The organism is Pseudomonas corrugata, from assembly GCF_050920615.1.
Classification (GTDB): domain Bacteria; phylum Pseudomonadota; class Gammaproteobacteria; order Pseudomonadales; family Pseudomonadaceae; genus Aquipseudomonas; species Aquipseudomonas corrugata.
In genome coordinates, this window is the sequence record NZ_CP130434.1 from 4161534 (window position 1) to 4187521 (window position 25988).

21 protein-coding genes are annotated in these 25988 nt (G+C 61.7%); 12 read left to right on the forward strand and 9 right to left on the reverse strand.

Annotated elements, in window-relative coordinates:
• The 4 genes from QZH45_RS18045 to fabI are packed head-to-tail and all read left to right on the forward strand — an operon-like array spanning nucleotide 1 to nucleotide 4521.
• Nucleotides 1-1074, forward strand: coding sequence for a microcin C ABC transporter permease YejB (locus QZH45_RS18045; protein WP_024777002.1), 1074 nt, complete (start codon nucleotides 1-3; stop codon nucleotides 1072-1074).
• 1 nt (nucleotide 1075) lies between these two features.
• Nucleotides 1076-2095 carry an ABC transporter permease gene (locus QZH45_RS18050; RefSeq protein WP_024777003.1) on the forward strand — a complete coding sequence of 340 codons (1020 nt, stop codon included), beginning with the start codon at nucleotides 1076-1078 and terminating at the stop codon, nucleotides 2093-2095.
• A 1-nt stretch (nucleotide 2096) separates the two neighbouring features.
• Complete coding sequence (locus tag QZH45_RS18055; protein ID WP_024777004.1) at nucleotides 2097-3707, forward strand: ABC transporter ATP-binding protein; 1611 nt, start codon at nucleotides 2097-2099, stop codon at nucleotides 3705-3707.
• A gap of 19 nt (nucleotides 3708-3726) precedes the next feature.
• Nucleotides 3727-4521: an enoyl-ACP reductase FabI gene (fabI, locus tag QZH45_RS18060; protein WP_003202751.1), complete on the forward strand. Its 795-nt coding sequence runs from the start codon at nucleotides 3727-3729 to the stop codon at nucleotides 4519-4521.
• A 139-nt stretch (nucleotides 4522-4660) separates the two neighbouring features.
• Here the strand turns inward: fabI and QZH45_RS18065 are convergent, their stop codons facing one another.
• Nucleotides 4661-5623 carry a GGDEF domain-containing protein gene (locus QZH45_RS18065; RefSeq protein ID WP_024777005.1) on the reverse strand — a complete coding sequence of 321 codons (963 nt, stop codon included), beginning with the start codon at nucleotides 5621-5623 and terminating at the stop codon, nucleotides 4661-4663.
• Nucleotides 5624-5770: 147 nt separating this feature from the next.
• Here QZH45_RS18065 and QZH45_RS18070 point away from each other — a divergent pair, with 147 nt between their 5' ends.
• Nucleotides 5771-6595 (forward strand): helix-turn-helix transcriptional regulator, encoded by an 825-nt coding sequence (locus tag QZH45_RS18070; RefSeq protein ID WP_024777006.1) that lies wholly within the window; start codon nucleotides 5771-5773, stop codon nucleotides 6593-6595.
• Between the two features lie 85 nt (nucleotides 6596-6680).
• Here the strand turns inward: QZH45_RS18070 and QZH45_RS18075 are convergent, their stop codons facing one another.
• Nucleotides 6681-7268, reverse strand: coding sequence for a LysE family translocator (locus QZH45_RS18075; protein ID WP_024777007.1), 588 nt, complete (start codon nucleotides 7266-7268; stop codon nucleotides 6681-6683).
• 177 nt (nucleotides 7269-7445) lie between these two features.
• Here QZH45_RS18075 and QZH45_RS18080 point away from each other — a divergent pair, with 177 nt between their 5' ends.
• The gene (locus QZH45_RS18080) at nucleotides 7446-8900 is read left to right on the forward strand and encodes a TrkH family potassium uptake protein (RefSeq protein ID WP_024777008.1); all 1455 of its coding nucleotides are present in this window, start codon (nucleotides 7446-7448) and stop codon (nucleotides 8898-8900) included.
• 79 nt (nucleotides 8901-8979) lie between these two features.
• Here QZH45_RS18080 and QZH45_RS18085 read toward each other — a convergent pair whose 3' ends face one another.
• A complete protein-coding gene (locus tag QZH45_RS18085; protein WP_055136048.1) occupies nucleotides 8980-9438 on the reverse strand; it encodes a hypothetical protein in 459 nt (152 codons plus the stop codon).
• Nucleotides 9439-9582: 144 nt separating this feature from the next.
• Here QZH45_RS18085 and QZH45_RS18090 point away from each other — a divergent pair, with 144 nt between their 5' ends.
• The 3 genes from QZH45_RS18090 to QZH45_RS18100 all read left to right on the forward strand — a co-directional run bounded on the left by QZH45_RS18090 (nucleotide 9583) and on the right by QZH45_RS18100 (nucleotide 11891).
• Nucleotides 9583-10665, forward strand: a complete 1083-nt coding sequence (locus QZH45_RS18090) for a bifunctional transcriptional activator/DNA repair enzyme AdaA (protein WP_055136049.1) — start codon at nucleotides 9583-9585, stop codon at nucleotides 10663-10665.
• Between the two features lie 22 nt (nucleotides 10666-10687).
• Complete coding sequence (locus tag QZH45_RS18095) at nucleotides 10688-11320, forward strand: DNA-3-methyladenine glycosylase family protein (RefSeq protein WP_024777011.1); 633 nt, start codon at nucleotides 10688-10690, stop codon at nucleotides 11318-11320.
• 82 nt (nucleotides 11321-11402) lie between these two features.
• Nucleotides 11403-11891 carry a GFA family protein gene (locus QZH45_RS18100; protein WP_055136047.1) on the forward strand — a complete coding sequence of 163 codons (489 nt, stop codon included), beginning with the start codon at nucleotides 11403-11405 and terminating at the stop codon, nucleotides 11889-11891.
• 95 nt (nucleotides 11892-11986) lie between these two features.
• Here the strand turns inward: QZH45_RS18100 and QZH45_RS18105 are convergent, their stop codons facing one another.
• Entirely contained in the window at nucleotides 11987-12592 is a 606-nt protein-coding gene (locus tag QZH45_RS18105) for a tRNA-(ms[2]io[6]A)-hydroxylase (protein ID WP_053191087.1), read from the reverse strand.
• Nucleotides 12593-12757: 165 nt separating this feature from the next.
• On the opposite strand from QZH45_RS18105, the gene QZH45_RS18110 reads away from it, so the two are divergent.
• Complete coding sequence (locus QZH45_RS18110) at nucleotides 12758-13621, forward strand: universal stress protein (protein ID WP_024777014.1); 864 nt, start codon at nucleotides 12758-12760, stop codon at nucleotides 13619-13621.
• Between the two features lie 161 nt (nucleotides 13622-13782).
• On the opposite strand, the gene QZH45_RS18115 is transcribed toward QZH45_RS18110, so the two are convergent.
• Nucleotides 13783-14253: a DUF1289 domain-containing protein gene (locus tag QZH45_RS18115; protein ID WP_024777015.1), complete on the reverse strand. Its 471-nt coding sequence runs from the start codon at nucleotides 14251-14253 to the stop codon at nucleotides 13783-13785.
• Between the two features lie 406 nt (nucleotides 14254-14659).
• On the opposite strand from QZH45_RS18115, the gene acnB reads away from it, so the two are divergent.
• A complete protein-coding gene (gene acnB / locus QZH45_RS18120) occupies nucleotides 14660-17260 on the forward strand; it encodes a bifunctional aconitate hydratase 2/2-methylisocitrate dehydratase (protein WP_024777016.1) in 2601 nt (866 codons plus the stop codon).
• A gap of 394 nt (nucleotides 17261-17654) precedes the next feature.
• Here the strand turns inward: acnB and QZH45_RS18125 are convergent, their stop codons facing one another.
• Nucleotides 17655-18935, reverse strand: a complete 1281-nt coding sequence (locus QZH45_RS18125) for a serine/threonine transporter (protein WP_024776575.1) — start codon at nucleotides 18933-18935, stop codon at nucleotides 17655-17657.
• Nucleotides 18936-19225: 290 nt separating this feature from the next.
• On the opposite strand from QZH45_RS18125, the gene QZH45_RS18130 reads away from it, so the two are divergent.
• Nucleotides 19226-20176 (forward strand): 2-hydroxyacid dehydrogenase, encoded by a 951-nt coding sequence (locus QZH45_RS18130; protein ID WP_055136238.1) that lies wholly within the window; start codon nucleotides 19226-19228, stop codon nucleotides 20174-20176.
• 86 nt (nucleotides 20177-20262) lie between these two features.
• On the opposite strand, the gene tssA is transcribed toward QZH45_RS18130, so the two are convergent.
• From tssA to QZH45_RS18145, 3 genes are read right to left on the reverse strand one after another with little or no spacing between them, the layout of a single operon-like run.
• On the reverse strand, nucleotides 20263-21351 hold the full coding sequence (gene tssA / locus QZH45_RS18135) for a type VI secretion system protein TssA (RefSeq protein WP_053191081.1): 1089 nt from the start codon (nucleotides 21349-21351) through the stop codon (nucleotides 20263-20265).
• Nucleotides 21348-25217, reverse strand: a complete 3870-nt coding sequence (locus QZH45_RS18140; protein WP_069018272.1) for a type VI secretion system protein — start codon at nucleotides 25215-25217, stop codon at nucleotides 21348-21350. Before QZH45_RS18140 ends, tssA begins: the two co-directional genes overlap by 4 nt.
• Nucleotides 25214-25975, reverse strand: coding sequence for a DotU family type IV/VI secretion system protein (locus QZH45_RS18145; RefSeq protein ID WP_024776579.1), 762 nt, complete (start codon nucleotides 25973-25975; stop codon nucleotides 25214-25216). Before QZH45_RS18145 ends, QZH45_RS18140 begins: the two co-directional genes overlap by 4 nt.
• Nucleotides 25976-25988: the final 13 nt, after the last annotated feature.

Sequence of the window (25988 nt, forward strand, 5' to 3'; positions counted from 1 at the left end):
ATGCTGGCTTATATTTTCCGGCGGCTGCTGCTGATTATCCCGACCCTGTTCGGCATTCTGCTGATCAACTTCATCATCATCCAGGCCGCGCCCGGAGGGCCGGTGGAGCAGATGATCGCCAAGCTCGAAGGCTTCGAAGGCGCCACCAGCCGCATCGCCGGCGGCGGCGCGGAAGTGTCGGTGGCCGGTTCGTCCTATCGCGGCGCCCAGGGCCTGGACCCGGCGCTGGTCAAGGAAATCGAGCGCATGTACGGCTTCGACAAGTCGGCGCCCGAACGCCTGTGGATCATGATCAAGAACTACGCCCACCTGGATTTCGGCGACAGTTTCTTCCGCGACGCCAAGGTCATTGACCTGATCAAGGAAAAGATGCCGGTGTCCATCTCTCTCGGGCTATGGAGCACGCTGATCATGTACCTTGTGTCGATCCCTCTGGGGATCGCCAAGGCCACGCGGCATGGCAGCCATTTTGACGTATGGACCAGTTCGGCGATCATCATCGGCTATGCAATTCCGTCATTCCTGTTTGCCATCCTGCTGATCGTGGTGTTCGCCGGTGGCAGCTATTTCGACTGGTTTCCGTTGCGCGGGCTGACCTCGAACAATTTCGACCAACTGACCTGGGGAGGCAAGATCCTCGATTATTTCTGGCACCTGGCGCTACCAGTGACGGCTCTGGTCATCGGCAACTTCGCTACGATGACCCTGCTGACCAAAAACAGCTTCCTCGATGAGATCAACAAACAATACGTGGTCACCGCCAAGGCCAAGGGCCTGACCCGCAACCGGGTGCTCTACGGCCATGTGTTCCGCAACGCCATGCTGCTGGTGATCGCCGGTTTCCCTTCGGCATTCATTGGCATTTTCTTCACCGGTTCCTTGCTGGTGGAGGTGATTTTCTCCCTCGACGGCCTCGGGCTGATGAGTTTCGAAGCGGCCATCAACCGCGATTACCCGGTGGTCTTCGGCACCCTGTTCATCTTCACCCTGCTGGGGCTGGTGGTGAAGCTGATCGGTGACCTGACCTACACCTTCGTCGATCCACGCATCGACTTCGAAAGCCGGGAGCATTGAGATGAACCTGTCCCCCCTCAATCGCCGCCGGCTCGAACTGTTCAAGGCAAACAAGCGTGGCTGGTGGTCGCTGTGGCTGTTCCTGATCCTGTTCGTGCTCAGCCTGGGCGCCGAACTGATCGCCAACGACAAGCCCCTGCTGGTGCATTACGACGGTGGCTGGTACTTCCCGGCCCTCAAGCGCTACCCGGAAACCACCTTCGGCGGCGAATTTCCGCTGGAAGCCAACTACAAGAGCCCATACATCCGCGACTTGCTGGCAGCCAAGGATGCCTGGGTGCTGTGGGCACCGATTCCGTTCAGCTACCAGAGCATCAACTACGACCTGAAGGTCCCGGCCCCCGCGCCTCCCTCCGAGGTAAACTGGCTGGGCACCGACGACCAGGGCCGCGATGTACTGGCCCGAGTGATCTATGGTTTCCGCATTTCGGTACTGTTCGCCCTGACCCTGACATTGCTCAGCTCGATCATTGGCGTCATTGCCGGCGCCTTGCAGGGGTTCTATGGCGGTTGGGTCGACCTGGCCGGCCAGCGGTTCCTGGAAATCTGGTCCGGCCTGCCGGTGCTTTACCTGCTGATTATCCTGGCCAGCTTCGTCCAGCCCAATTTCTGGTGGCTGCTGGGGATCATGCTGCTGTTCTCCTGGATGAGCCTTGTGGACGTGGTGCGCGCCGAGTTCCTGCGTGGGCGCAACCTCGAATACGTGCGCGCCGCCCGAGCCCTGGGCATGCAGAACGGTGCGATCATGTTCCGTCATATCCTGCCCAACGCCATGGTTTCGACCATGACATTCATGCCTTTCATCCTTACCGGCGCCATCGGCACCCTCACCGCCCTGGACTTCCTCGGTTTCGGCCTGCCTGCCGGCGCGCCGTCCCTGGGCGAACTGGTGGCCCAAGGCAAATCCAACCTCCAGGCGCCCTGGCTGGGCATCAGCGCATTCGCCGTACTCGCGATCATGCTGAGCCTGCTGGTGTTCATCGGCGAGTCCGCTCGCGATGCCTTCGATCCGAGGAAGTGAAATGAACCAGGACAATCTGATCGAAGTCCGCGACCTGGCGGTGGAGTTCGTTGTCGGGCAACACCGCCAGCGCGTGATCGAGGGTGTCAGCTTCGACATCAAGCGCGGCGAAACCCTGGCACTGGTGGGGGAAAGCGGCTCGGGCAAGTCGGTGACTGCCCACTCGATCCTGCGGCTGCTGCCCTACCCGCTGGCCCACCATCCCACCGGCGCCATTCAGTACGCCGGGCAGAATATGCTGGGGCTGAAGGAAAAAACCATCCGTCACATCCGTGGCAACCGGATCGCGATGATCTTCCAGGAGCCGATGACGTCCCTCAATCCGCTGCACTCCATAGGCAAGCAGATCAATGAAGTGCTCGGCCTGCACAAGGGCCTGATTGGCAAGGTCGCGACCCGACGGACCGTTGAGTTGCTGGAACTGGTGGGCATCCCCGAGCCGCACAAGCGCCTCAAGGCCCTGCCCCACGAACTGTCCGGCGGTCAGCGCCAACGGGTGATGATCGCCATGGCCCTGGCCAACGAGCCGGAACTGCTGATCGCCGACGAGCCGACCACGGCCCTGGACGTCACCGTCCAGCTGAAAATCCTCGATCTGCTCAAGGATCTGCAGGCACGATTGGGCATGTCGCTGCTGCTGATCAGCCACGATTTGAACCTTGTGCGAAGAATTGCGCATCGCGTATGTGTCATGCAGCGCGGTTGCATCGTCGAACAGGCATCGTGCGAGGAGTTGTTCCGCGCGCCGCAGCATCCGTACACTCGGGAACTACTGGGTGCAGAACCCAGCGGCACCCCGGCAAACAACGTTGTCGGTCCGCCGTTGTTGCAGGTCGAGGACCTGAAAGTCTGGTTCCCGATCAAGAAAGGCCTGTTCAAGCGCACGGTGGATTACATCAAGGCCGTGGACGGCATTCGCTTCAGCCTGCCCCAGGGCCAGACCCTGGGCATCGTCGGCGAGAGCGGTTCCGGCAAGTCCACCCTGGGGCTGGCGATCTTGCGGTTGATCGGCAGCCAGGGCGGGATCCGCTTCGAAGGCAAGCAGCTGGACAGCCTGACGCAGCAACAGGTACGACCGCTGCGCCGGGAGATGCAAGTGGTGTTTCAGGACCCGTTTGGTAGCCTGAGCCCGCGGATGTGTGTGGGCCAGATCGTCGGTGAAGGCCTGCGGATCCATAAGATCGGCACCGAAGCCGAACAGGAACAAGCGATAATCGCGGCATTGAAGGAGGTAGGCCTGGACCCGGACACCCGGAACCGCTACCCCCATGAGTTTTCCGGAGGGCAACGGCAGCGTATCGCCATTGCCCGGGCCCTGGTGCTCAAGCCGGCGTTGATTCTGCTGGATGAACCGACGTCGGCCCTGGACCGTACCGTGCAACGCCAGGTGGTGGAGCTGTTGCGGTCGCTGCAAACCAAGTACAACCTGACGTACCTGTTTATCAGCCATGACCTGGCTGTCGTCAAAGCGCTGAGCCACCAACTGATGGTGGTCAAGCATGGCCAAGTGGTCGAACAAGGTGATGCCCGCAGCATATTCGCCGCGCCGCAACACCCCTATACACAGCAGTTGCTGGAGGCCGCCTTCCTGGCCCCAACAACTGCCGAATAACCTGAAAGAGGAGCAACACATGGGTTTTCTCGCCGGTAAGCGCGTACTGATCGTCGGTGTCGCCAGCAAGCTGTCCATCGCATCCGGCATCGCCGCCGCCATGCATCGCGAGGGCGCTGAACTTGCCTTCACTTATCAGAACGACAAACTCAAGGGTCGTGTCGAAGAGTTCGCCCAAGGCTGGGGTTCGAGCCCTGAGCTGTGCTTCCCGTGCGACGTGGCCAGCGATGAAGAAATCGCCAAGGTCTTCGAAGAATTGAGCAAGAAGTGGGACGGCCTGGACTGCATCGTGCACTCCGTGGGCTTCGCCCCGGGCGACCAGCTGGACGGCGACTTCACCGAAGCCACCACCCGTGAAGGCTTCCGCATCGCCCACGACATCAGCGCCTACAGCTTCGTTGCCCTGGCCAAGGCTGGCCGCGAAATGATGAAAGGCCGCAACGGCAGCCTGCTGACCCTGTCGTACCTGGGTGCCGAGCGCACCATGCCGAACTACAACGTCATGGGCATGGCCAAGGCTTCCCTGGAAGCCGGCGTGCGCTACCTGGCCGGCTCCCTGGGCCCGGACGGCACCCGCGTCAACTGTGTCTCGGCAGGTCCGATCCGCACCCTCGCCGCTTCCGGCATCAAGAACTTCCGCAAGATGCTGGCCGCCAACGAAGCGCAAACCCCGCTGCGTCGCAACGTCACCATCGAAGAAGTCGGCAACGCCGGCGCCTTCCTGTGCTCCGACCTGGCGTCGGGCATCAGCGGTGAAATCATGTACGTGGACGGCGGCTTCAACACCACCGCCATGGGCAACATCGAAGAGTAATCTTCGCCGCGCCTGAAAAACGCCGCTCGCCCTGAAAAGGACGAGCGGCGTTTTTTTTCATTCCCGATGCTCCAGCCCCCATTCCCCTTGTGCGAGCCTGCTCGCGATAGCGGTGTTCAGTTGCAGGTGTTGGAGGGCATCAGCACCGTTTGCCCTGTTTATGGGCATACATGGCTGCGTCGGCGTCAGCCAGCAAGCTGTCGATCGATTCGTGGTGTTGTGGCCCGTACTCGACCTGCCCGACGCTGAAGCGGATGTCGTAGCCGCGCTGCAGCATCGCATTGCGCTCATCGAGGACTTCCCGGAGTCGCGCCATGATCGCCGAGATCTCGACATGGGAAGAGCCGGTGAGCAAGGCCACGAACTCATCACCGCCCAGACGGCCGATCACGTCGCTTTCGCGAAAGGCGATGCGCAGCACGTCGGCGAAGGTTTTCAGCGCGCGATCACCCTCGGCATGCCCGAAGCGGTCGTTGATGGGTTTGAAATCATTGAGGTCGAAGTACAGCAGCGTCGCCGGTCGCGATAGGCGCTCACACACGTCCAGCGCATGTTGGGCCAGTGTCCTGAAGCCACGTCGATTGGACAGCAGGGTCAGTTCGTCCATGCTCGCCATCTGCACGGCGACCATTTCCTGCTCGGCCATGCGCGCCAGGTCGCGCAGCAGCTCGCGCTCTTCGTCATCGAGCTTGCGCGGACGGGTATCGATCAGGCATAGCGTCCCCAGCTTGCTGCCACCCTCCAGCCTCAACGGTTGCCCCGCATAGAAGCGAATGCCGGGGTCACCCGTGACCAACGGATTGTCTCGAAAGCGTTCGTCCTGCTCCGCGTCGCTAACCTCCATGATCTGATCCTGCAAGATCGCATGCCCACAGAAGGAAATCGCCCGCGGCGTTTCACTGATGTTCATGCCACTCCTGGATTTGAACCACTGCCGGTTGGTATCCACCAGGGACACCAGCGCGATAGGCACATCGAACAGGCGTCGAGCGAGGCGGGTCAATCGATCGAAGCGCTCTTCGGGTGCGGTATCGAGCAGTTTCAGCGATTGCAGAGTCTTGAGACGGACGGCTTCGTCGTCAGGTTTACCTGGTTCGAGCATCGGTCACTCCGTTGTCGGTACTGGTTCCAGTCTAGCCCAGCCCCACTCCGCTTCCACCGCTGATGAGGTCGCATGACTGAATCAGACGGGCATTTGCCGACGAGGGCTTATACACTGCGACACAGGTTCAATAAGAGGCGCTGACCGATGAAGCCCGTCCCCCAGGATTCCGCCCCCCGTTTCTGGCGCGATGCGGCCTTGCCCTTCATTGAAGCCCGGGCCATCGCGGATGGGCGCAAGGTCTGTTATTCACGGCATTCCCACGACCATTTCTCCATCGGGGCGATCACTGCCGGATGCAGCACCTACGTGCATGAGCAGTCGAATTTCAAAGTCGAAAGCGGCACCGTGGTGCTGATGAACCCTGGGGATGTCCATGCCTGCAACCCGATTGACGATCAGCCATGGTCATACGTGATGCTCTACGTCGACACCCTGTGGCTGAGGGACCTGCAACGGCGGATCGGCTTTGACGAGCAGCTGGATTTCCAGGGCTTTGCCACCACCCACAGCCGCGATGCCGAGCTGTTTGCCGCGTTGCAAGGGTTGTATGGGCAATTGGTGGATGAACGGCTCGCCCCCCCGTCCAAACAGGCCGCCGCCGAGGCGTTCTTCATCGATCTGCAACAGCGCCTCAACCCGGCGGGACGTCCGGACCGGGGCAGCCATCCCGGTTTGATGCGAGCGGCACAGTTCATCCACGACCATTGCGCCGAAGCCTTGAAGCTCGAAGACATCTGCAGCGCCGCTCAACTGTCACCGTCCTACCTGAGCCGGGCTTTCAAGCGCCATTACGGGATGACGCCCCATGCCTTCCTGGTCAATCGCCGGATCCAGTTCGCCCGCCGGCAATTGCGCGAAGGCAAGCTGATCGCCGACGTCGCCCTGGACAGCGGATTCGCCGACCAGGCGCATTTCCAGCGAGCGTTCAAGCAGCACCTGGCGGCGACGCCAGGGCAGTATCGCGGCTGACACGGGCCATCGGGTGATCCCCTGTGGCGAGGGGATTTATCCCCTCGCCACAAAAAAGCGTGCAGGTCAAAACACCCGAGATACCTCAAGGCAGCAACAAATACACCGCACTGGCTACCAACAACCCCGCCATCGTCCGATTGAACCAGCGCATGGTCGCCGGATTGCCCAGCCAGTTGCGCAGGAAACTGCCCGCATACGCCCAGCACCCCACGGAAACGTAGCAGATCACCAGGTAGACGGCTGCGAATTGCCAGACCAGCCTCGCTTCACCATCGGCCACGAAGGCGCCCATTCCCGCGACACAGGCCAGCCAGGCCTTGGGGTTGAGCCATTGCATCAGTGCCCCATGGAACATCGAGGGCGCGCGCCCTTCATCCGCGCTTCCCAGGTGTCCGTTATCCCGGGCCAGCTTCCAGGCCATGAACAACAGGAACGCCACGCCGCCCAACTGCACCACTCGCGTGAGGTCGGGCCAGCGCTGCAGGACTTCGTGCAAACCCAGCCCCATCAACACCAGCAGCAGGACGAAGCCCAAGGTTGCACCGGCCACATGGCGCAACGTCGCACGAAAGCCGTACCGGGCCCCGGAGCTGAGGGCTACGATATTGACCGGGCCGGGCGTGATGGAGGCGACAAGCGCAAACGCCGCCATGGAGAAAAACAGAGTCATCGCATACCTTCTTCATGTTGGTGAGGTGGCGCACACAGTAAATCTGCGAAAGACGCAGGTATTGAACAAAACTGCCCATTGCAACCACGCGGTATCGCGGTGATTTTTATGTAAATTTTATGCAGTATCCGGCCTGTGGAGCCGATACTGTGCGGCTCATTCAGTCAGGCGTGCCCTATGTCCTTTGCGGTATTGCGATTCATTGGTTTCATTCTCGGTATTTTCCTGATCACTCTGGCCGCGAGCATGGTGATTCCGCTCATCACGCTGATGATCTATGGGCGGAACGATGACCTCTCGGCATTTTTATGGTCGAGCCTGATCACCTTCACCTGTGGCATCGCGCTGGTCGCTCGCGGACGACCCGCACACACGCAGATGCGCCCTCGGGACATGTACCTGTTGACGACCGCCAGTTGGGTCGTTGTCTGCATGTTCTGCGCACTGCCGCTGGTGTTGATCCAGCACATCAGCTACACCGACGCCTTCTTCGAGACCATGTCCGGTATCACCACCACTGGCTCGACCGTCCTGACCGGACTGGACAGCGCATCCCCCGGCCTGTTGATCTGGCGCTCGATGCTGCAATGGCTTGGCGGGATCGGTTTTATCGGCATGGCGGTGGCGGTCTTGCCGCTGCTGCGGGTCGGCGGCATGCGGCTGTTCCAGACCGAGTCGTCGGATTGGTCGGAAAAGGTCACGCCGCGCTCCCACGTCGCGGCAAACTACATTCTGTGGATCTATATAGGTTTGAGCGCCCTGGCAGCCCTGGCCTTGTGGCTGGCAGGCATGACGCCTTTCGAAGCGATCAATCACGCGATGTCCCTGATCTCCACGGGTGGCTTTTCCACGTCGGACTCCTCCCTGGCGCACTGGCCTCAGCCGGCCATCCATTGGGTATCGGTCGTCGTCATGATGGCCGGTTCACTGCCATTTACCTTGTATGTAGCCACCTTGCGGGGCAACAGGCGAGCGTTGCTCAAGGACCAGCAAGTCAGGGGATTTATCGGCTTTTTGGTCGTCACCTGGCTCGTGGTTGGAACATGGCTGAGCCTGAACAGTGACTACACATGGTGGGATGCAGTCCGTATCGTGGCCGTCAACGTGACTTCCGTGGTCACCACCACGGGCGTTGCGCTAGGCGACTACACCCTTTGGGGCAGCTTTGCCTTGTTATTGTTCTTCTATCTCACGTTCGTCGGCGGCTGTTCCGGATCAACCGCCGGTGGCCTGAAGATCTTTCGCTTTCAGGTGGCCCGAGCCTTGCTGATGGGCAGCTTGAAACAATTGATCCATCCGCGGGCAGTGATCCAGAAGAAATACAACAACCATCCCATCGATGAAGACATTGCCCGCTCGCTGCTGACGTTTTCATTTTTCTTCGCCATTACCATCGGCGCTATCGCCCTGGGGCTGGCACTGATCGGCCTGGACTGGACAACAGCCCTGACCGGCGCAGCTACCGCCGTGTGCAACGTGGGACCGGGGCTGGGGTCGATCATCGGGCCGGCGGGCAACTTCTCGACATTGCCGGATGCCGCAAAATGGCTGTTGACCGTTGGCATGTTGCTCGGTCGCCTGGAGATCCTGACCGTCCTGGTATTGTTCACACCCGTATTCTGGAAGTACTGAACCCTTCGGTTCTTTTGCAAAATACGCGGCAAAAAAAACCGCGCCGCCTCGATAGAGGCAGCGCGGTTTTTTCGGACAATCAGCGGTCGTTCTTGATTGAAGAGCTGGTCGCGTTGGTCAGTCCTTTAGTGTTGTGGGTACCGGGTGTGGTGTCGGAGATTGCCGAAGCCTTGGTCAAGCCGCGGGTGTCGCGATCATTGGCAATGCTCGACGTGACCGATGCATGGCTCGTACGGTCAGTGCGAGTGGTCCCGGTGTGTTTGCCGCTCACGCCATGATCGCGGGTGCGTGTCGCGGTGCCGGTGTGATCGCTGCTCAGGCCCTTGCCATGGCCACTGGAGTCGCTGGATTTGCCGTTGCCGCCGCCATTGCCTCCGCCGCTGCCGCCTCCGTTGCCACCGCCATGACCGCCCCCATTTCCACCCCCAGCAGCATAGCTCGCGCCGATGGGCGACAGATCCGCCGGCAGCAAGGCAGACGCCCCTAGCATCAGGGTGCAGACTGCGGCGGCAATTAATGACTTCTTGTGCTTGGACATGTTGTCTCCGAAAGACAAAATCAACGGTTGAACCTTTAAGATTCAAAGGTTCAGTTTTTGTTCGCGGTTGTCCGACCAACGACAGAAAATTCACTGTCGATTTTTCGGTGGAGCTGTACCGGATGCAGCTCTATGCTCAGCCCCATGAACAGACAAGACTCGCTGCTCCCACCCCACGCCGAGATGGTCCGCGCCATGCTCGAACGAGACACCGCCTACGAGGGGGTGTTCTTCACCGCGGTCAAGACCACCGGCATTTTCTGTCGCCCCGCCTGCACGGCGCGCAAACCCAAACCGGAGAACGTGGAGTTCTTCGCCCATGCCGACGAAGCCATGTCAGCCGGTTACCGCGCCTGCCTGCGCTGCAAGCCCCTGGATGCAGCCGCCATCGCACCAGACTGGATCCAGGCGCTGCTCAAGGCCGTGGACACTGAACCCGATCTGCGCTGGACAGACGCCCTGCTGCTGGAACAGGGCATCGAGCCCTTGAAACTGCGGCGCTGGTTTAAGCAGCATTTCGGCATGACCTTCCACGCGTACCTGCGGACCCGGCGCCTGGGCATCGCCCTGGGGGGGATCAAGGACGGCAACTCCATCGACAACGCGGCGTTCGATTCGGGCTATGAGTCCCTGAGCGGCTTTCGCGATGCGTTCGTAAAATCTTTCCACATCACGCCTGGCCGCGCAGCCCACAGTGAACCCCTGCTGTTCACGCGCCTGACCACGCCATTGGGGCCGATGCTGGCCATGGCCGAACGACGCGGACTGGTACTGCTGGAGTTTCTCGACCGCCCCGCCCTGACCCGGGAAATCGAGGAACTGCAACAGCGCTACGGCTACACCGTCGCGCCGGGGCACAACGCGCACTTGCAGCAGATCGAAACCGAACTGACAGATTATTTCGCCGGGAACCTCACGACATTCAATGTCCCGTTGCACATGCCTGGCAGTGCGTTCGCCGTGCGGGTCTGGGCCGAACTGCAAAAAATCCCCTATGGCGAGACTCGCAGCTATGGCGCCATCGCCGCCGTACTCGGTAGCCCTGGCGCCAGCCGTGCCGTGGGGCTGGCCAATGGTCAGAATCGCCTGGCCATCGTTGTACCGTGCCACCGGGTGATCGGTGCAGACGGTTCCTTGACCGGCTATGGTGGTGGGCAACCGCGCAAGGCCTTCCTGCTGCGCCTGGAAAAAGCCGCGGTGCAGGTTACCCTGCCCCTGGCGTTCTGATCAGTCCGAGGACAACGCCCTGATGCCCGTGCCGTACCACGATGCCAGCGTCTTTCTTGCCAACCTCGATGAAGATTGGCGGCGCCATGTCGAAACGACCGGCCCCTGCCTGCTGCAACCCAGACCGGCCCGCGATCCCTACGAAGTCCTGGTACGGGCCATTGCCTACCAGCAGCTGCACGCCCGGGCCGGCGATGCGATCTTCGGCCGGTTGCTGGCGTTGTTCCCGACGCAGACCTTCCCCAGGCCGGAGCAGATCCTGGCGACCGACTTCGAACAGCTGCGCGGTTGCGGATTCTCCGCCAGCAAGATCGCGACCATCCAGGGCATCGCCCAGGCGGCCCTGGATGGCGTGGTGCCGGACTATCCGACGGCGCTGGCCATGGACGACGAAGCCTTGATCGAGCGCCTGGTCACCCTGCGCGGCGTCGGACGCTGGACCGTGGAGATGTTGCTGATCTACAGCCTGGAGCGGCAGGATATCCTGCCAGTGGACGACTTCGGTGTGCGCGAAGGCTATCGACGCCTGAAGGGCCTTGAACAACAACCCGGCCGCAAGCAGATGATCGACATTGGCCTGGCCTGGAGCCCCTACCGGACGGTGGCGGCTTGGTATCTGTGGCGGGTGCCGGTGCCTGCCCGTGGGACCGTGTGATCGCCAAGGCGTCGGACCAGTCACCCTGCACACCAACCGTCTACGCTGTCCCGGGTCATTCCATCTCCCATCGGAGGCTCCCATGCAGCTCGAAGGTTCCTGCCATTGCGGCGAGGTGTCATTCAGCCTGACCTGTGCCCACCCCTATCCTTACCAGCGCTGTTACTGCTCGATCTGTCGCAAGACCCAGGGCGGGGGTGGTTTTGCGATCAACCTGGGCGGCGATGCCCGCAGCCTCAAGGTGCGCGGTCGCCGGCACATCTCGATCTACCATGCGCGACTCAAGAACGAAGGCGATAAACGCGCCCACCGCAGCAGTGCCGAACGGCATTTCTGCTCTCTTTGCGGTTCCGGATTATGGCTGTTCAGCCCCGAATGGCCGGAACTGATTCACCCTTTCGCCTCGGCCATCGACACGCCGCTGCCGGTTCCGCCGGAGCACACCCACCTGATGCTTGGTTCCAAAGCCCCCTGGGTTGAAGTCGAAGCGCATCCGGGCGACCAGCGGTTCGAGGTTTACCCCGAGGAATCCATCGCCCAGTGGCATGAGCGCCTGGGGTTGACGGCTTAAGGCCCCATCGCGAGCAGGCTCGCTCCCACATGGAAACGCATTCCCCCTGTGGGAGCGAGCCTGCTCGCGATGGCGTCAGTACCGACAACGCCGCACTACAACGCCGGCACGCCACTGTGAAAACGAAACTCCACATCGGGCGACTCGATCAAGTCCCGCTCGGCCTCACGCACCTTGTCGATCACCTGGGCGATGTCCCTGGCATCGCCATACTGGCAGGCCAGTTTCAGATAGCCCTGGAAATGCCGGGCCTCGCTTTTCAGCAGACCGAAATAGAATTTGCCCAGTTCTTCGTCCAGATGCGGGACCAACGCCTCGAAACGCTCGCAGCTGCGGGCTTCGATGAACGCCCCCACCACCAGGGTATCCACCAGCTTGACCGGCTCGTGGCTGCGCACCACCTTGCGCAGGCCCGAGGCGTAACGCCCGGCGGAGAGCTGGCGCAAGCCGACCTTGCGCTTTTTCATCAGGCGCATGACTTGCTCGTGGTGCACCAGTTCCTCCCGAGCCAGGCGTGACATCATGTTGATCAAATCGACGTGGGAATGGTACTTGGCTATCAGGCTCAGGGCCGTGCTGGCGGCCTTGAACTCGCAGTTCTTGTGGTCGATCAGCAGCGTTTCCTGATCGGCCAACGCGGCCTGGATCCAGGCATCGGGAGTGCGGCAGCCAAGGAATTCGTGGATTTCGGGAAGGATCATGGGGCTCACGGGCAAAAGGTAGTCGAGCGAAGGGCGCCGATTATACCGGCCTGCCCCCAGACCACCAGTCACCGCTGTTGATATGCATCAAGTCGACGACGCTTCATAACAACTAGAACTATAGTTGAGCAACGCCACGCCTTTTCATCGCTGGAGACAACGATCATGCAAGCCATTCGCAGTATCCTGGTGATCATCGAACCCGAACACTCGGAAAGCCTGGCGCTCAAACGCGCCAAGTTGATTGCCGGCGTGACCCAGGCCCACCTGCATCTGCTGGTATGCGACAGACAGCACGACCATGCCGGCATGCTCAGCGTGCTGAAAGCCGCACTGCTGGCAGATGGCTACAGCGTGACCACCGAACAGGCCTGGAACGAAAGCCTCTACGAAACCATCATCGACGTGCAGCAAGCCGAAGGCTGCGGGTTGGTGATCAAGCAGCATTTCCCGGACAGCCCGCTCAAGAAAGCTCTGCTGACACCAACGGACTGGAAACTGCTGCGCCATTGCCCGTCGCCGGTGTTGCTGGTGAAAACCGCAGGGTCCTGGCGGGACAAAGTAATCCTGGCCGCCGTTGACGTGGGCAATGCCGACGGTGAGCACCGGCACCTGCACACCACCATCATCGACCACGGCTATGACATCGCTCGTCTTGCCAAGGCCCACCTGCATGTCATCAGCGCCCACCCTTCGCCCATGCTCTCGGCGGCCGATCCGACGTTCCAGCTCAAGGAAACCATCGAGGCCCGCTATCGCGAACAGTGCCGCTCATTCCAGGCGGAGTTCGACATCGACGACCAGCACCTGCACATCGAGGAAGGCCCGGCGGACGTATTGATCCCATTCATGGCGCACAAGCTGCAGGCGGCGGTGACCGTGATCGGCACCGTGGCCCGCTCCGGGCTGTCCGGGGTGCTGATCGGCAATACCGCCGAAGCGGTGCTCGATACCCTGGAAAGCGATGTGCTGGTGCTCAAGCCCCAGGAGGTGGAGGATCATCTGGTGGAATTGGCGGTGAAGAGCTGAAGTGAGTCGTCATTGACCATTGTGGCGAGGGGATTTATCCCCGCTGGCATGCGTAGCGCGCCGCCTTCGGCTGTTTGATACACCGTTGGGGGCTGCTTCGCAACCCAACGGGGATAAATCCCCTCGCCACACAGTGTTTCAGCAGGATCCCTGGCGGAGCGTCAGCGCCCCATCGCATCCTTGAGGAACCCCGGCGCGATGTAGCGCTGGTAATGGGCTTCGGACAGCAGGAAAAACTCCCGATCGATGGCATCGCGCAGGTCCGGCAGTTCCCAGTCTCGAAACTCCGGCAGCAGCACCATGCCGTAGGCTTCGAGGTTGTTGATCACCCGGGCGCCCCGGGCGATCAACTGATAGGCCCAGCAGTATTCCGACTGGTGCGCCACGAAGCGGATCTGGCGCGCGACCAGTTGCTCGCGCAGCAGCCCGGGGTCGAACACCTCGAGCTTCGCCACCATGACCTGCACCAGCAATTGCTCCAGGCGCATCCACACCGCGCGTTTCTCGTCCTCGTTATAGCCGTTCCAGTGAATCACCTCGTGGTGGAAGCGCTTGCAGCCACGGCACACCAGGTCACCGTAGACAGTGGAGCAAAGGCCGACGCAAGGGGTCTTGATGAGCTGGTTGGGCATAACGGAACGCACACGCAAAAGCAGGACAGGCCGGCATGTTAGCCCTTTGTCTAAGATTGATCACCCCTCAAACTTCCCGGCCCAACTTACCTTTAATTTTTTTTTCCCGTAGAATCAGCCAGCCTTTTAAGGCGCCAATGTCCGTTAGAAGCTGTTTTCAAAGCGTCACGAGCACAGTCGTTCCTTCAGAGCGGTGTTGGCGAAGGGTCTTTCCAGCGGGGAAAGCCCAACGCCAACCCTCATCAGCTCCCCGTTCTGCAGGCGTAAAACTTTGAAAGCAGCTTCTGTGAGGAACCCCGGAAACCCTGGCGTGGAGGCCCAAAAAGCCCCCGACGCGCATGAGTACCGCGGGTTTCTGGATGAGCGTCCCGGACACCCATTTGGGACCACTGATGAGGGTAATACTGTGCTTGAAGCCTACCGCAAACATATCGAAGAGCGTGCAGCACTGGGTATCGTTCCCCAGCCGCTCAACGCCGAACAAACCGCAGGCCTGGTCGAGCTGCTGAAGAATCCCCCGGCTGGCGAAGAAGCTTTTCTCGTTGACCTGATCACCAATCGCGTTCCACCTGGAGTCGACGAAGCCGCCTACGTCAAGGCCGGTTTCCTCTCCGCCCTGGCCAAGGGCGAAGTCCAATCCCCTCTGCTGGACAAGAAGCGCGCCGTTGAACTGCTCGGCACCATGCAGGGCGGCTACAACATCGTGACCCTGGTGGAGTTGCTGGACGACGCCGAGCTGGCGCCAGTGGCCGCCGAAGAACTCAAGCACACCCTGCTGATGTTCGATGCTTTCCACGACGTGGCTGAAAAAGCCAAGAACGGCAACGTCCACGCCAAGGCCGTGCTGCAGTCCTGGGCTGACGGCGAGTGGTTCAAGAAGCGTCCGGTGCTGGCCGACAAGATCAGCCTGCGCGTTTTCAAGGTTCCCGGCGAGACCAACACCGACGACCTGTCCCCTGCCCCGGACGCCTGGTCGCGCCCTGATATTCCGCTGCACGCCCTGGCCATGCTGAAAATGGCCCGTGACGGCATCGTTCCGGACGAGCAAGGCAAGACCGGCCCGATGAAGCAGATCGAAGAAATGCGCGGCCAGGGTTTCCCGATCGCCTACGTCGGTGACGTGGTCGGTACCGGTTCCTCGCGTAAATCCGCCACCAACTCGGTGCTGTGGTTCTTCGGCGACGACATTCCGTACGTGCCGAACAAGCGTGCCGGTGGTTTCTGCTTCGGCAGCAAGATCGCTCCGATCTTCTACAACACCATGGAAGACGCCGGCGCCCTGCCGATCGAATTCGACGTGTCGAACATGAACATGGGCGACGTGATCGACCTGTACCCGCATGCCGGCAAGGTCTGCAAGCACGGTACCGACGAAGTCATCACCACCTTCGAAATGAAGACCCCGGTCCTGTTGGACGAAGTCCGCGCCGGCGGCCGTATTCCGCTGATCATCGGCCGTGGCCTGACCGAGAAGGCACGTGCCGAGCTTGGCCTGCCACCGTTCGACCTGTTCAAGAAGCCTGAAGCACCGGCCGAAAGCACCAAGGGCTTCACCCTGGCGCAGAAGATGGTCGGCAAGGCTTGTGGCGTAGCCGGTGTGCGTCCTGGCACCTACTGCGAACCGAAGATGACCACCGTGGGTTCCCAGGACACCACCGGTCCAATGACCCGTGACGAACTGAAGGACCTGGCATGCCTGGGCTTCTCCGCTGACCTGGTGATGCAGTCGTTCTGCCACACCGCGGCGTATCCAAAGCCGATCGACGTGACCACCCACCACACCCTGCCCGACTTCATCATGACCCGTGGCGGCGTTTCCCTGCGTCCGGGCGACGGCATCATCCACTCCTGGCTGAACCGCATGCTGCTGCCGGACACCGTCGGTACCGGTGGTGACTCCCACACCCGTTTCCCGATGGGCATCTCGTTCCCTGCCGGTTCCGGCCTGGTAGCGTTCGCCGCTGCCACCGGTGTCATGCCGCTGGACATGCCGGAATCGATCCTGGTGCGTTTCAAAGGCAAGATGAAGCCTGGCATCACCCTGCGTGACCTGGTTCATGCCATCCCTTACTTCGCCATCCAGAACGGTCTGCTGACTGTCGAGAAGAAAGGCAAGAAAAACGCCTTCTCCGGCCGTATCCTGGAAATCGAAGGCCTGGAAGGCCTGACACTGGAACAGGCTTTCGAGCTGTCCGACGCGTCGGCCGAACGTTCGGCTGCCGGTTGCACCATCAAGCTGTCGAAAGAGTCGATCACCGAGTACCTGCAGTCCAACATCACCCTGCTGCGCTGGATGATCGGCGAAGGCTACGGCGATGCCCGCACCCTGGAACGTCGTGCCCAAGCGATGGAAGCCTGGATCGCCAACCCTGAGCTGATGGAAGCCGATGCCGACGCCGAATACGCTGAAGTCATCGAAATCGATCTGGCCAACATCAGCGAGCCAGTGCTCTGCGCGCCGAACGATCCTGACGACGCCCGCCTGCTCTCCAGCGTTGCTGGCGAGAAGATCGACGAAGTGTTCATCGGTTCGTGCATGACCAACATCGGTCACTTCCGCGCTGCCGGCAAGTTGCTGGATCAGGTCAAGGGTCAGCTGCCAACCCGTCTGTGGCTGTCGCCGCCGACCAAGATGGACGCTCACCAACTGACCGAAGAAGGCTACTACGGTATCTACGGCAAAGCCGGCGCACGCATGGAAATGCCAGGCTGCTCGCTGTGCATGGGTAACCAGGCACGCGTCGAGCCGAACAGCACCGTGGTGTCGACCTCGACCCGTAACTTCCCGAACCGTCTGGGCGACGGCGCGAATGTCTACCTGGCTTCGGCCGAGCTGGCATCCGTTGCATCGATCCTGGGTCGCCTGCCGACCGTCGAGGAGTACATGGAATACGCCGGCAAGATCGACAGCATGGCAGCGGACGTGTACCGCTACCTGAGCTTCGACCAGATCGCCGAGTTCCGTGAAGCGGCTGCAAACGCCAACATCCCGGTCGTCCAAGCCTAAGGCTTCGACGCTCGACTGAAAACGCCGCCCTTCTTGCGAGGGGCGGCGTTTTTTTATGCCTGGGCTTTTGATGCAAGCCGGGCCGCCGCTATCGCGAGCAGGCTCGCTCCCACAGAGGATCTGGGCTGAACACAATTCCCAAGAACACCTCAGAGCCTGTGGGAGCCGAGCTTGCTCGCGATGGCGGCGACACATCCAGCATCACCGCAACTGACCCACCGCATTCGCGAACAAGCCCGCTCCCACAGAGGATCTGGGGTGAACACAATTCCCGAGAACACCTCAGAGCCTGTGGGAGCCGAGCTTGCTCGCGATGGCGGCGGCACATCCAGCATCACCGCAACTGACCCACCGCATTCGCGAACAAGCCCGCTCCCACAGGGGAGTTGTGGTGTCAAGCCGTAAGGGAATAGACCAACGCGGTAATCGCCACCAGCCCCACAGATACCACGAAGACGTTGGACGCCTGGCCACGATAGCGGGCCATGGCCGGGACTTTGCGGATGGCGTACATCGGCATCAGGAACAGGATGGCCGCGATCACCGGGCCGCCCAGGGTTTCGATCATGCCGAGGATGCTGGGGTTGAGCGTGGCGACGACCCAGCACACCAACAACATGAACACCGCCGTCAGGCGGTCCAGGGTCTTGGGTGCCGGGCGCCGGCCGCTCTTGACGATCAGCCCCTTGAGACCTTCACTGGCACCGATGTAGTGCCCCAGGAATGACTTGGAAATCGCCACGAACGCAATCAACGGTGCCGCAAACGCGATGGTCGGGTTGCTGAAATGGTTGGCCAGGTACGACAGGATCGACAGGTTCTGCGCCTTCGCTTCGGCCAGTTGCGCCGGCGACAGGGTCAGCACGCAGCTGAACACAAAGAACAGCACCATCACCACCATCAACCCGTGGGCGCGGGACAGGATCTGTGCACTGCGCTCCTCGGCACCGTCTCCGTGGCGACGTTTCTGGTCCACCGCGAACGCCGAGATGATCGGCGAGTGGTTGAACGAGAACACCATCACCGGAATCGCCAGCCAAAGGGTATGCAGCAGCGCCGAAGGGGCCGGCGGCGTGGACGCAGTGCTCAAGATACCGCCGCTCCAGTGCGGAACCAGGAACACCGCCAGGAACAGCAGCGCAACGATAAACGGGTAGACCATCAGGCTCATGGCCTTGACGATCACCTGCTCGCCACAGCGCACCACCGCCAGCAGCCCCAGGATCAACACCAGGGACAGCACCGCACGGGAAGGCGGCTGGATATGCAATTGATGCTCCAGGAAGCTGCCCACCGTGTTGGTCAGCGCTACGCTGTAGATCAGCAGGATCGGAAAAATTGCAAAGAAGTACAGCAGGGTGATCAACGCGCCAGCCTTGATGCCGAAATGTTCCTCTACCACCTCGGTGATGTCCGCACCATTACGGCCAGACAGCACGAAACGGGTCAGGCCCCGGTGCGCGTAGAAGGTCATGGGAAATGCCAGCAATGCCAGGATCAGCAACGGCCAGAAACCACCCAGGCCGGCATTGATCGGTAGGAACAGCGTCCCGGCACCGATGGCGGTGCCAAACAGACCCAGCATCCAGGTCGTGTCCTGGCGACTCCATTGGCTGAGGGTGGCTGGGGCTGTCGATTCAAAGCGCTCTTCGACGCTATTGGCCTGATCATTCATCCGGTCGGATCTCCGCTTTCCGGTCATATGCACCCGGCCGGGACGAGTCGGAAAAACCCGACAGGCAGCGTCCTGGCCGAAACAGGGGCGCGATTGTCCGGGATTAACCAGCAGAAGCAAAGACTTAGCTGAGGAGCGGTGGTGCGGATCAGCTCAGCCCATTGCGAGCCCGCTCCCACACGGACGAAGCCAGACAGAAATGAGCATAAAAAGCCAAAGACCTCTGCCTTCGGCTCCTACAATCAAGTTGAATACACAAGCATCACCAAAAGTGCCCACAGGAGCCCAGCATGACCGCAACCGTCCTGGTACTGGTTGAAACCGTCAACGAATACCTGCCGATCCTCGAACGCCAGGGTTATCACCTGGAATTGGCGCCAACGCCGGCCGAACGCAAGGCAGCGATTTTCGAGCATGGCGAGCGGTTCAATGCGGTGCTGACCCGTGGCCCCCTGGGCCTGACAGCCGACGAGATGGCGGCCCTGCCCAACCTGCAGATCATCTGCGTGATCGGCGCCGGCTACGAGCAGGTGGACCTTCAGGCTGCCCGGAACCGCGGCATCGTGGTCACCAACGGTGCCGGGGTCAACGCGTCCTCGGTGGCCGACCACGCCATGGCGCTATTGCTGGCGCTGGTGCGCGACATCCCCCGAGCCGACGCTTGTATACGCCGCGGAGAATGGACGAAAGTCATGCGCCCTTCCCTGGCCGGCAAACGCTTGGGGCTGCTGGGCCTGGGTGCGGTGGGCATGGCGATTGCCAAGCGCGCGGCCCTGGGCTTCGACATGAGCGTCAGCTACCACAGCCGGCAGGTGCGCAACGATGTGCCCTACACCTTCTGCGCTACGCCCACGGAGCTGGCCCGTGTTTCGGATTTCCTGATCGTCGCCACGCCTGGAGGGCTCGACACCCGACGATTGATCAACAAGCAGGCCCTCGATGCCCTGGGTCCCAAAGGCTTCCTGGTGAACATCGCCCGGGCCAGCGTGGTCGCCACTGATGAGCTGATCAGCGCCCTGGAACATCGACGCATCGCCGGAGCGGCCCTGGACGTATTCGATCACGAGCCCGAAGTGCCCGACGCCCTGAAGCACCTGCCCAATGTGGTCCTGACGCCCCACGTCGCCGGCCTGTCGCCGGAAGCGACCCGAGGCACGGTGGAGCTGGTGGGGCAGAACCTGAATGCGTTCTTTTCCGGCAAACCCGTGCTGACACCGGTGCCAATGCCCGAGCCGAGTTGATTACAAAGCTGTAGAACTGACACCGAACCTGTGGCGAGGGGATTTATCCCCTCGCCACAAAAGCCATTCGCCTGTACTAGCACAACTCAGAGAACCCCCAACAACGTCCACAACCGTCGGGACTCGGCATCGGCGCTGATCAGTTCCCCCAGCAGCTCGCTCAACGGTTTGTTGCCCCACTCCACCCCCCGCCGGATCAAGTAAGGCACCGGGCTGTGGGGTTCGGTGCGCGACAGGTAGCCGGCGATGACCAACAATTGCCGGTAGGCCTCTTCGCGACTGGCCGGTTCCTGGAAGACCTGGGCAGGCGTTGTACCTGCCTGGGCCTGGACAGTCGACGGCGCGACCGCGGGTGATGCTTGCACCGGCACGTTACCGGGTTGCTGTGGATGCATCGCGATGAACTCCTCTACCAGTGCCAGCAAGGCTTGTATCACGTCCTGCAGGGATTTGTAGCCCGGGGCCAGGTTGCCCAGGTAGGCGTCGCTCCAGGCTTCGAGCCGCTGCAAGTGCTGGCGGCTCAACATGAGACTGCCCTGGCGATGCAGCCAGAACGACAACGGCGTGCCGCGAATCAGTTCATTGAGCTTCTTCTGATCACTGCGCGCCGCTTCCGTCGAGGCCTTGGCATTCTTGCTGTCGTTGGCCAGCACTTGCTGACGCTGCAAGCGTTGCCAGTCGTCCAGACTGAAGCCGTCGAAGGACGAGTCGCGGCCATTGAACAGCGGCACCCGCGTCAACAACACCTCACTGTAGCGCCGGGCCAGCCACTCCAGCGGGATCACCCGCCACGACTGGTCGCCCTCATCGGCTTGGGGATGCAGTTGATCGGGATAGCGTTCACACAGGCCCGCCACCAGCGCCAGACTGCCCGGCAAGCCCTCCATCCCGGCCAGGTGCAGCCAGGCTTCCCCCAGCCAGGCGCTGATCATCAGGTCTTTGCTGCGCTCAAGCAGCAGCGTGGTGGCGAGCTTTTCCAGCTCCGGCCATTGGGCACGCTTGATCTGGGACTGCCACACCCCGGTGGGCAGGCTGGTGTCGTCTTCTCGGCGCAGCTCCCGCAGTTGATCGTATTCCGGCTCATAGCGAAGGTCCTGTCCGCAGGGCGATTCGGCGCTGACCGGTTCGAGCAACTGGCTGATCAGCTCGGGCAAGGGGGAGACAGGTACGCTCACAGGCCTTCCTCACGGGTGGCGATGGCGGGACTCGACGAGGGTGCCATGAAAGGTGAACGGGGCGCCTGGGTCGGCAGCGGTGGCATCGACAGCGGCAGCTTCGAGCCCTGACTCATCAACGACAGGCGCATGAACATCATCGTTTGTTGCGTTGTCCGGGCCTGGAGCTGGGCCTGGGCCGGGCTCAGGGATGGAATCTGGCCCGTTACCGGCAGTTGCAGGGTCAGCGGGAAATCGGTGTAGTCGACATTCGGCTGGCGTTGCACCGACACCAGCGAACGCATCAGGCGCAGCAACGCCCACGGCCCCTGGTATTCCCAACCGGCCTCCAGGTCGCGCACCACCAGGTTCGGCTGCAATGGATCGTTGGCCGGTCGCTGGTAACCGTTGCGGGCCCAGCGCAAGGTCAGCCGCACGGGTTGTCCGACCATCCAGCGCAGGTTCTGCTGGGCGTCACCGGGGTAGTTGATCTGTTGGTTACCGGCGTTCAGTCCCCAGGCAATCACCTGGTCGGCGCCACGCTCCTCGTTGCGATCGGTGCGCCAGCGCACATCCATTTCCACGCCGAGAATGCCGCTCTTGTCCCGCACGAACAGCGGCCCCAGCCAGGTACCGGCCTGTTTCAATCGGTTGAGAAAGTTCTCGGCGGCGAGGCGCTCCGGTGTCTGGCTCAGTGCCAGCCCGGCCTCGGCCAGGGGCAAGCGTGTGTCGATCAGTTCCAGCAAACGCTGCACCCGCGCCGGGTCGGCGTCACTGGCCCGCAGGTCCTGGGAAAACGGAAAGCGCCCGGCCAGGTACTGGTTGAAGTAGTTGGCCACGTCGTTCCAGGCTGTCGCGGCCTGATTCTGTTGCAGGTACAGACACCGTTGCAGGGCCCCCTGTTGCAAGCTGACGGCGCGCTGGGCCAGGTCACCACGACCGCCGGACAGGTTGGAAGTCTGCAAGATCTGCGCACAGGACGAAGTGTCCATCTGGTTGAAATCCCGGCTCACCAACTGCTCCAGTTGCGCCGCCGAACTGGCCGGGTTCTGGCTCTTGTACTTGAGCAACTCGTCGTTGATGGCCATGAACCGCGACACCCGGTCGTGCTCCAGGGCCGAGAGGTCGTCCTGCTGGATAATCAACCATTCCAGGGCCGGCATTCGCTGCTCGGCGATCTGCACCATGGCGTCGAACTGCTGGTTCAGGCTCAGTTTCAGACCTTGTGGATCGCTGGCCCCGTAGAGCTGCAAACCGAAATTCTTCGAGCCATCCCAGCGCTGTACATCGGCTCGCTGGCTGAACAGTGGCTGGGCTTCGATTTCATCCAGGCCACTCTTGATCTGCGCCAGGGCGCGACGGTTGAGCAGCCGCTGGAAGCGCATCGCCAGGTCGGCACGGTGCACGTCCATGAACGCCTTTTGCAGCGCGACGGCCTGGGTGGTCTGGACATTGAAACCCATGCCCGGCAGCTGCTCCTCGCTTTCATCCAGGCTCAGCCACATCGCCCGGGCCGCAGCGCCTTCAGCCGCCTGTATGAGCGCATCACGGTAGTCCGGTGGAATGCGCGGCAGCTCCTCGTTGGCGTAGCTCTTGTAGCTGGCGAAATAGTTCAGGGCGACGCTGAAGTCGTCGCTGCCACCGCCCTGTCCCATGGCATTGGAACTGTTGCCAGATGGATCCTTCTGCAACGCCAATGCCACGAAGTCACGCTTGAACAAGGCTTTCACCGCGTCATCCAGGGCCGTGACATGCTCCTGCAACACCAGCAAGCCACTGCCCTGTTGGACCAGAAGATTGTCCCGGGAGCCAGTCTGGACGATCCATTGGTCGCGAAAGCTCTGTTGCAGCTTCGCCGCCTGGCTTTCCAGGTCCTGCGCAAGCTCCGGCCCCAGCAAGGTGCTGTGGCTGACTTTGTCCATCATCTGGGTGTAACCGGGAACCAGGTCCTGGCCCTTGCCTCGCCCCCAGGCCGCGTTAGTCAGGTTGACCAGGGTCTGCAAGTCGTCGACCAGCGCCATCAGGTCCTCGAGTTCGCTCAGCGAGTTGCCACTCCCCGCCTCCAACCGTTGCAGGTGCAGCTTGAGATAACCGGCCTGGCGCACGAAGTTGTCGGCCAGGAAGTAATGATCCAGCCAGCGCTGCATCAGGCCGGTGAAGTTATCACCGATCACCGTACGCGCCGCGTTCAGGTCCAGCCCCTGCAAGTCCTGCCCTGGTAAACCCGCGCCTTGTGCATTGAACAGCACCCGGTTGTAGAACCGCGCCTTGCTCAGCGTGCCGGCGTTGAGACTCAGCGACAAGGCGTTATTGCTCAATTGCACCAACTCGTCCAGCGGTGCCTTGGGATTGCTCACCAACTGGCTGAACATCTGGTTCTGCTGTTCGAGGCGCACGGCACGCTCCACCAGATCCTTGGCCTTCACGTAACTCTGCCATTGCGCCGGGTCTTCGCTTTCCACGTTGCCCCGCCGCTCGGTGTTGCGGATGGCCTGGAGTTGCCCCAGGTCCGACGCCAACAGGTCACGCAAGGGCAATACCCAGTGATGCCGGGCGGTCAGGCGCAAGCCTTCCTCCAACTGCGCGTCCACCGTAGAGAACCACGAGGTGGGAAACACCACTGCGACGTAGCGCCAGCTCGGGGCTTTTTCCAGCATGTTCCAATAGGTTTGCACGTTGTAGCGGGTGGGCTCCAACTGCGGTTGGTCAGGGTCGACTACCAGGTAATTCTTATGGGTGTGCAGAATCAACTGCGACAGCTCCTCGGCCTCCTCCACCGAATCGTGCCAGACCCAAAGCATGCCCCCCAACCAGACCAGCCCGACCACCAGCGCGACGACACCGGCCAGTCGATGCCAGCGCTGGCGCAAACGCAGCAGGCGCGGCACGGGCTGGGCCAGGCCGCGTTCGGCAACGAAACGGCGCGCCCACAGCTGCCGGGCGAACACTGTCTGACACAAGACCTTGTCGCTGGCGGCAAAACCGTCCCCGGTAACAGTGGGTGCCTGGGTCGCGGTGAAGTAGACGCCGCGAAAGCGTGGCGCCTCGCCCTGGGCATTGCCCTGGAAGACGGGTTCCAAGAGGATCTGCAAGGCCCGCCGCAACCTTTCGAAGCGCTCCGGCAGCCCATATAAATCGCCGCTCAACTGCCCTGAAAGCGCACCGATTTCGATAATCGACTGCGACAGTGCGGCATTGACCTGGTCCAGCGCCTGGTCACTCCAATGCGACTGCCATGCCGCATCGGGTGAATACGGGGATGACCAGCCGAGCGTCGCTTCCCGGGCCTCGGTGGGCAGCGCGCTGACCAGTTCCTGGAAACCGGGCAGCTCTTGCATCCCGGTAATCACCACGTACACCGGCAGACTAAGGCCGAACCGCTGCAACAGGTCAATGAAACAGCGGCGGACCTTGAGGCTCAACTCGGTGGTATGTTCGATGTCGTCGAGCTTGCCGAACGGCACGGTCCAGATCACCGCGTCTATCGGACGCCGGCTGCGCAGCCGCAGGATCAGCCCCAACAGCCGCCACCAATTGCCCCGTTGCCGGTTCATGCCTTCATCGGGCAGGAACAACGCTTGGGGCACCACCAGCACCGCACCCTCGGCATCCGACCACCAGCGCCCGAACCACGCGGCCTTGTCCGTCGCCTGTAAATGCCACTGGGTGCACAGCTGGGCCCCGTCGGTCTCGTTGCCGAGCATCAACAGCCAAGGGATCTGGTAGCGATCCCGGGTGCCCTGCTCCTGCTCCATGCGGCGGACCGCCCCGTAGAAACTGCGAATCGCCGCTCCACCCTGGGTCCGCAGCCACCCTATCAGCGCCGCGATCACCAGTACCACGACGATGACCGGCACCACCACGGCGATGATGCTCAAGGGACTCATGAGTCCTGCTCCTGAACCACCGACTCGTTCAATTGCAACACCGGCTCAAGCTCCGAGCGGATGTCGCGCCAGAACACATGCCCCAGCCCGGTCAGCAGCAACACCATCGCCATGATCGCCAGCCCCAGGCGCAATCCGTCCGGCAGTGATGTCTGCGCCGGCATGCGTACCGGCGGTGCCGACGCAGACATTGCCAGGCGCTGACTGACGTCGACATAGTCCGGGTCATGCTGCCAGGCGAACGTGAACAGCGCCGCGCGCCATTTCTCATGCTGTAGTTGACCGGGCTCGCCGCGCAATCGCCCCTGGAACCCGAGGATCAGGCATTGCAGGTAGACGTTTGCCAGGTCCCGGGTACCGGGCATCTGCTCATCCAGCAGTTTCTTGATGGCCGAGGGCAACCGTTCGCCAGCCTGGCGACTGGAGTACATGCGCGATTCAAGGGGATGCTGTTGCCATGCCAGTTGCCCCGGCCAGGGGGTGAACAACAAGGTTTCGTCCACCAGGGCGACGAAGGCATAGACCAATGCCTTGACCTGCTCTGTAGCCGAGTCGCCGACGGTGGCAAAGGCCACCCGCCACAAGCGTTGGGCGCTACGTCCGGAAAACTCCACCACCCGGCTGACCAGGGCCGCGGAATCGTTGTCCTTGGGCAAGTCCTGCCACTCCTGGAACCACTTCAACCAGGCCTGCCGAAACGCGCTGCTCAGCGGCGCCTCATGCAGACCCCGGACCGCCCCGCCACTTCCGTCAGGCATACGACTCCCCTTT

Bases quoted from the DNA above. Each gene is read 5' to 3' on its own strand.
- QZH45_RS18125 (WP_024776575.1), bottom strand. From the start codon at position 18,935: ATGAATGATCAGGCCAATAGCGTCGAAGAGCGCTTTGAATCGACAGCC.
- QZH45_RS18110 (WP_024777014.1), top strand. From the start codon at position 12,758: ATGCAAGCCATTCGCAGTATCCTGGTGATCATCGAACCCGAACACTCG.
- QZH45_RS18105 (WP_053191087.1), bottom strand. From the start codon at position 12,592: ATGATCCTTCCCGAAATCCACGAATTCCTTGGCTGCCGCACTCCCGAT.
- QZH45_RS18100 (WP_055136047.1), top strand. From the start codon at position 11,403: ATGCAGCTCGAAGGTTCCTGCCATTGCGGCGAGGTGTCATTCAGCCTG.
- QZH45_RS18080 (WP_024777008.1), top strand. From the start codon at position 7,446: ATGTCCTTTGCGGTATTGCGATTCATTGGTTTCATTCTCGGTATTTTC.
- QZH45_RS18075 (WP_024777007.1), bottom strand. From the start codon at position 7,268: ATGACTCTGTTTTTCTCCATGGCGGCGTTTGCGCTTGTCGCCTCCATC.
- QZH45_RS18130 (WP_055136238.1), top strand. From the start codon at position 19,226: ATGACCGCAACCGTCCTGGTACTGGTTGAAACCGTCAACGAATACCTG.
- QZH45_RS18115 (WP_024777015.1), bottom strand. From the start codon at position 14,253: ATGCCCAACCAGCTCATCAAGACCCCTTGCGTCGGCCTTTGCTCCACT.
- QZH45_RS18090 (WP_055136049.1), top strand. From the start codon at position 9,583: ATGAACAGACAAGACTCGCTGCTCCCACCCCACGCCGAGATGGTCCGC.
- QZH45_RS18140 (WP_069018272.1), bottom strand. From the start codon at position 25,217: ATGAGTCCCTTGAGCATCATCGCCGTGGTGGTGCCGGTCATCGTCGTG.
- QZH45_RS18050 (WP_024777003.1), top strand. From the start codon at position 1,076: ATGAACCTGTCCCCCCTCAATCGCCGCCGGCTCGAACTGTTCAAGGCA.
- fabI (WP_003202751.1), top strand. From the start codon at position 3,727: ATGGGTTTTCTCGCCGGTAAGCGCGTACTGATCGTCGGTGTCGCCAGC.
- QZH45_RS18045 (WP_024777002.1), top strand. From the start codon at position 1: ATGCTGGCTTATATTTTCCGGCGGCTGCTGCTGATTATCCCGACCCTG.
- QZH45_RS18145 (WP_024776579.1), bottom strand. From the start codon at position 25,975: ATGCCTGACGGAAGTGGCGGGGCGGTCCGGGGTCTGCATGAGGCGCCG.
- QZH45_RS18095 (WP_024777011.1), top strand. From the start codon at position 10,688: ATGCCCGTGCCGTACCACGATGCCAGCGTCTTTCTTGCCAACCTCGAT.
- QZH45_RS18085 (WP_055136048.1), bottom strand. From the start codon at position 9,438: ATGTCCAAGCACAAGAAGTCATTAATTGCCGCCGCAGTCTGCACCCTG.
- QZH45_RS18065 (WP_024777005.1), bottom strand. From the start codon at position 5,623: ATGCTCGAACCAGGTAAACCTGACGACGAAGCCGTCCGTCTCAAGACT.
- QZH45_RS18070 (WP_024777006.1), top strand. From the start codon at position 5,771: ATGAAGCCCGTCCCCCAGGATTCCGCCCCCCGTTTCTGGCGCGATGCG.
- QZH45_RS18055 (WP_024777004.1), top strand. From the start codon at position 2,097: ATGAACCAGGACAATCTGATCGAAGTCCGCGACCTGGCGGTGGAGTTC.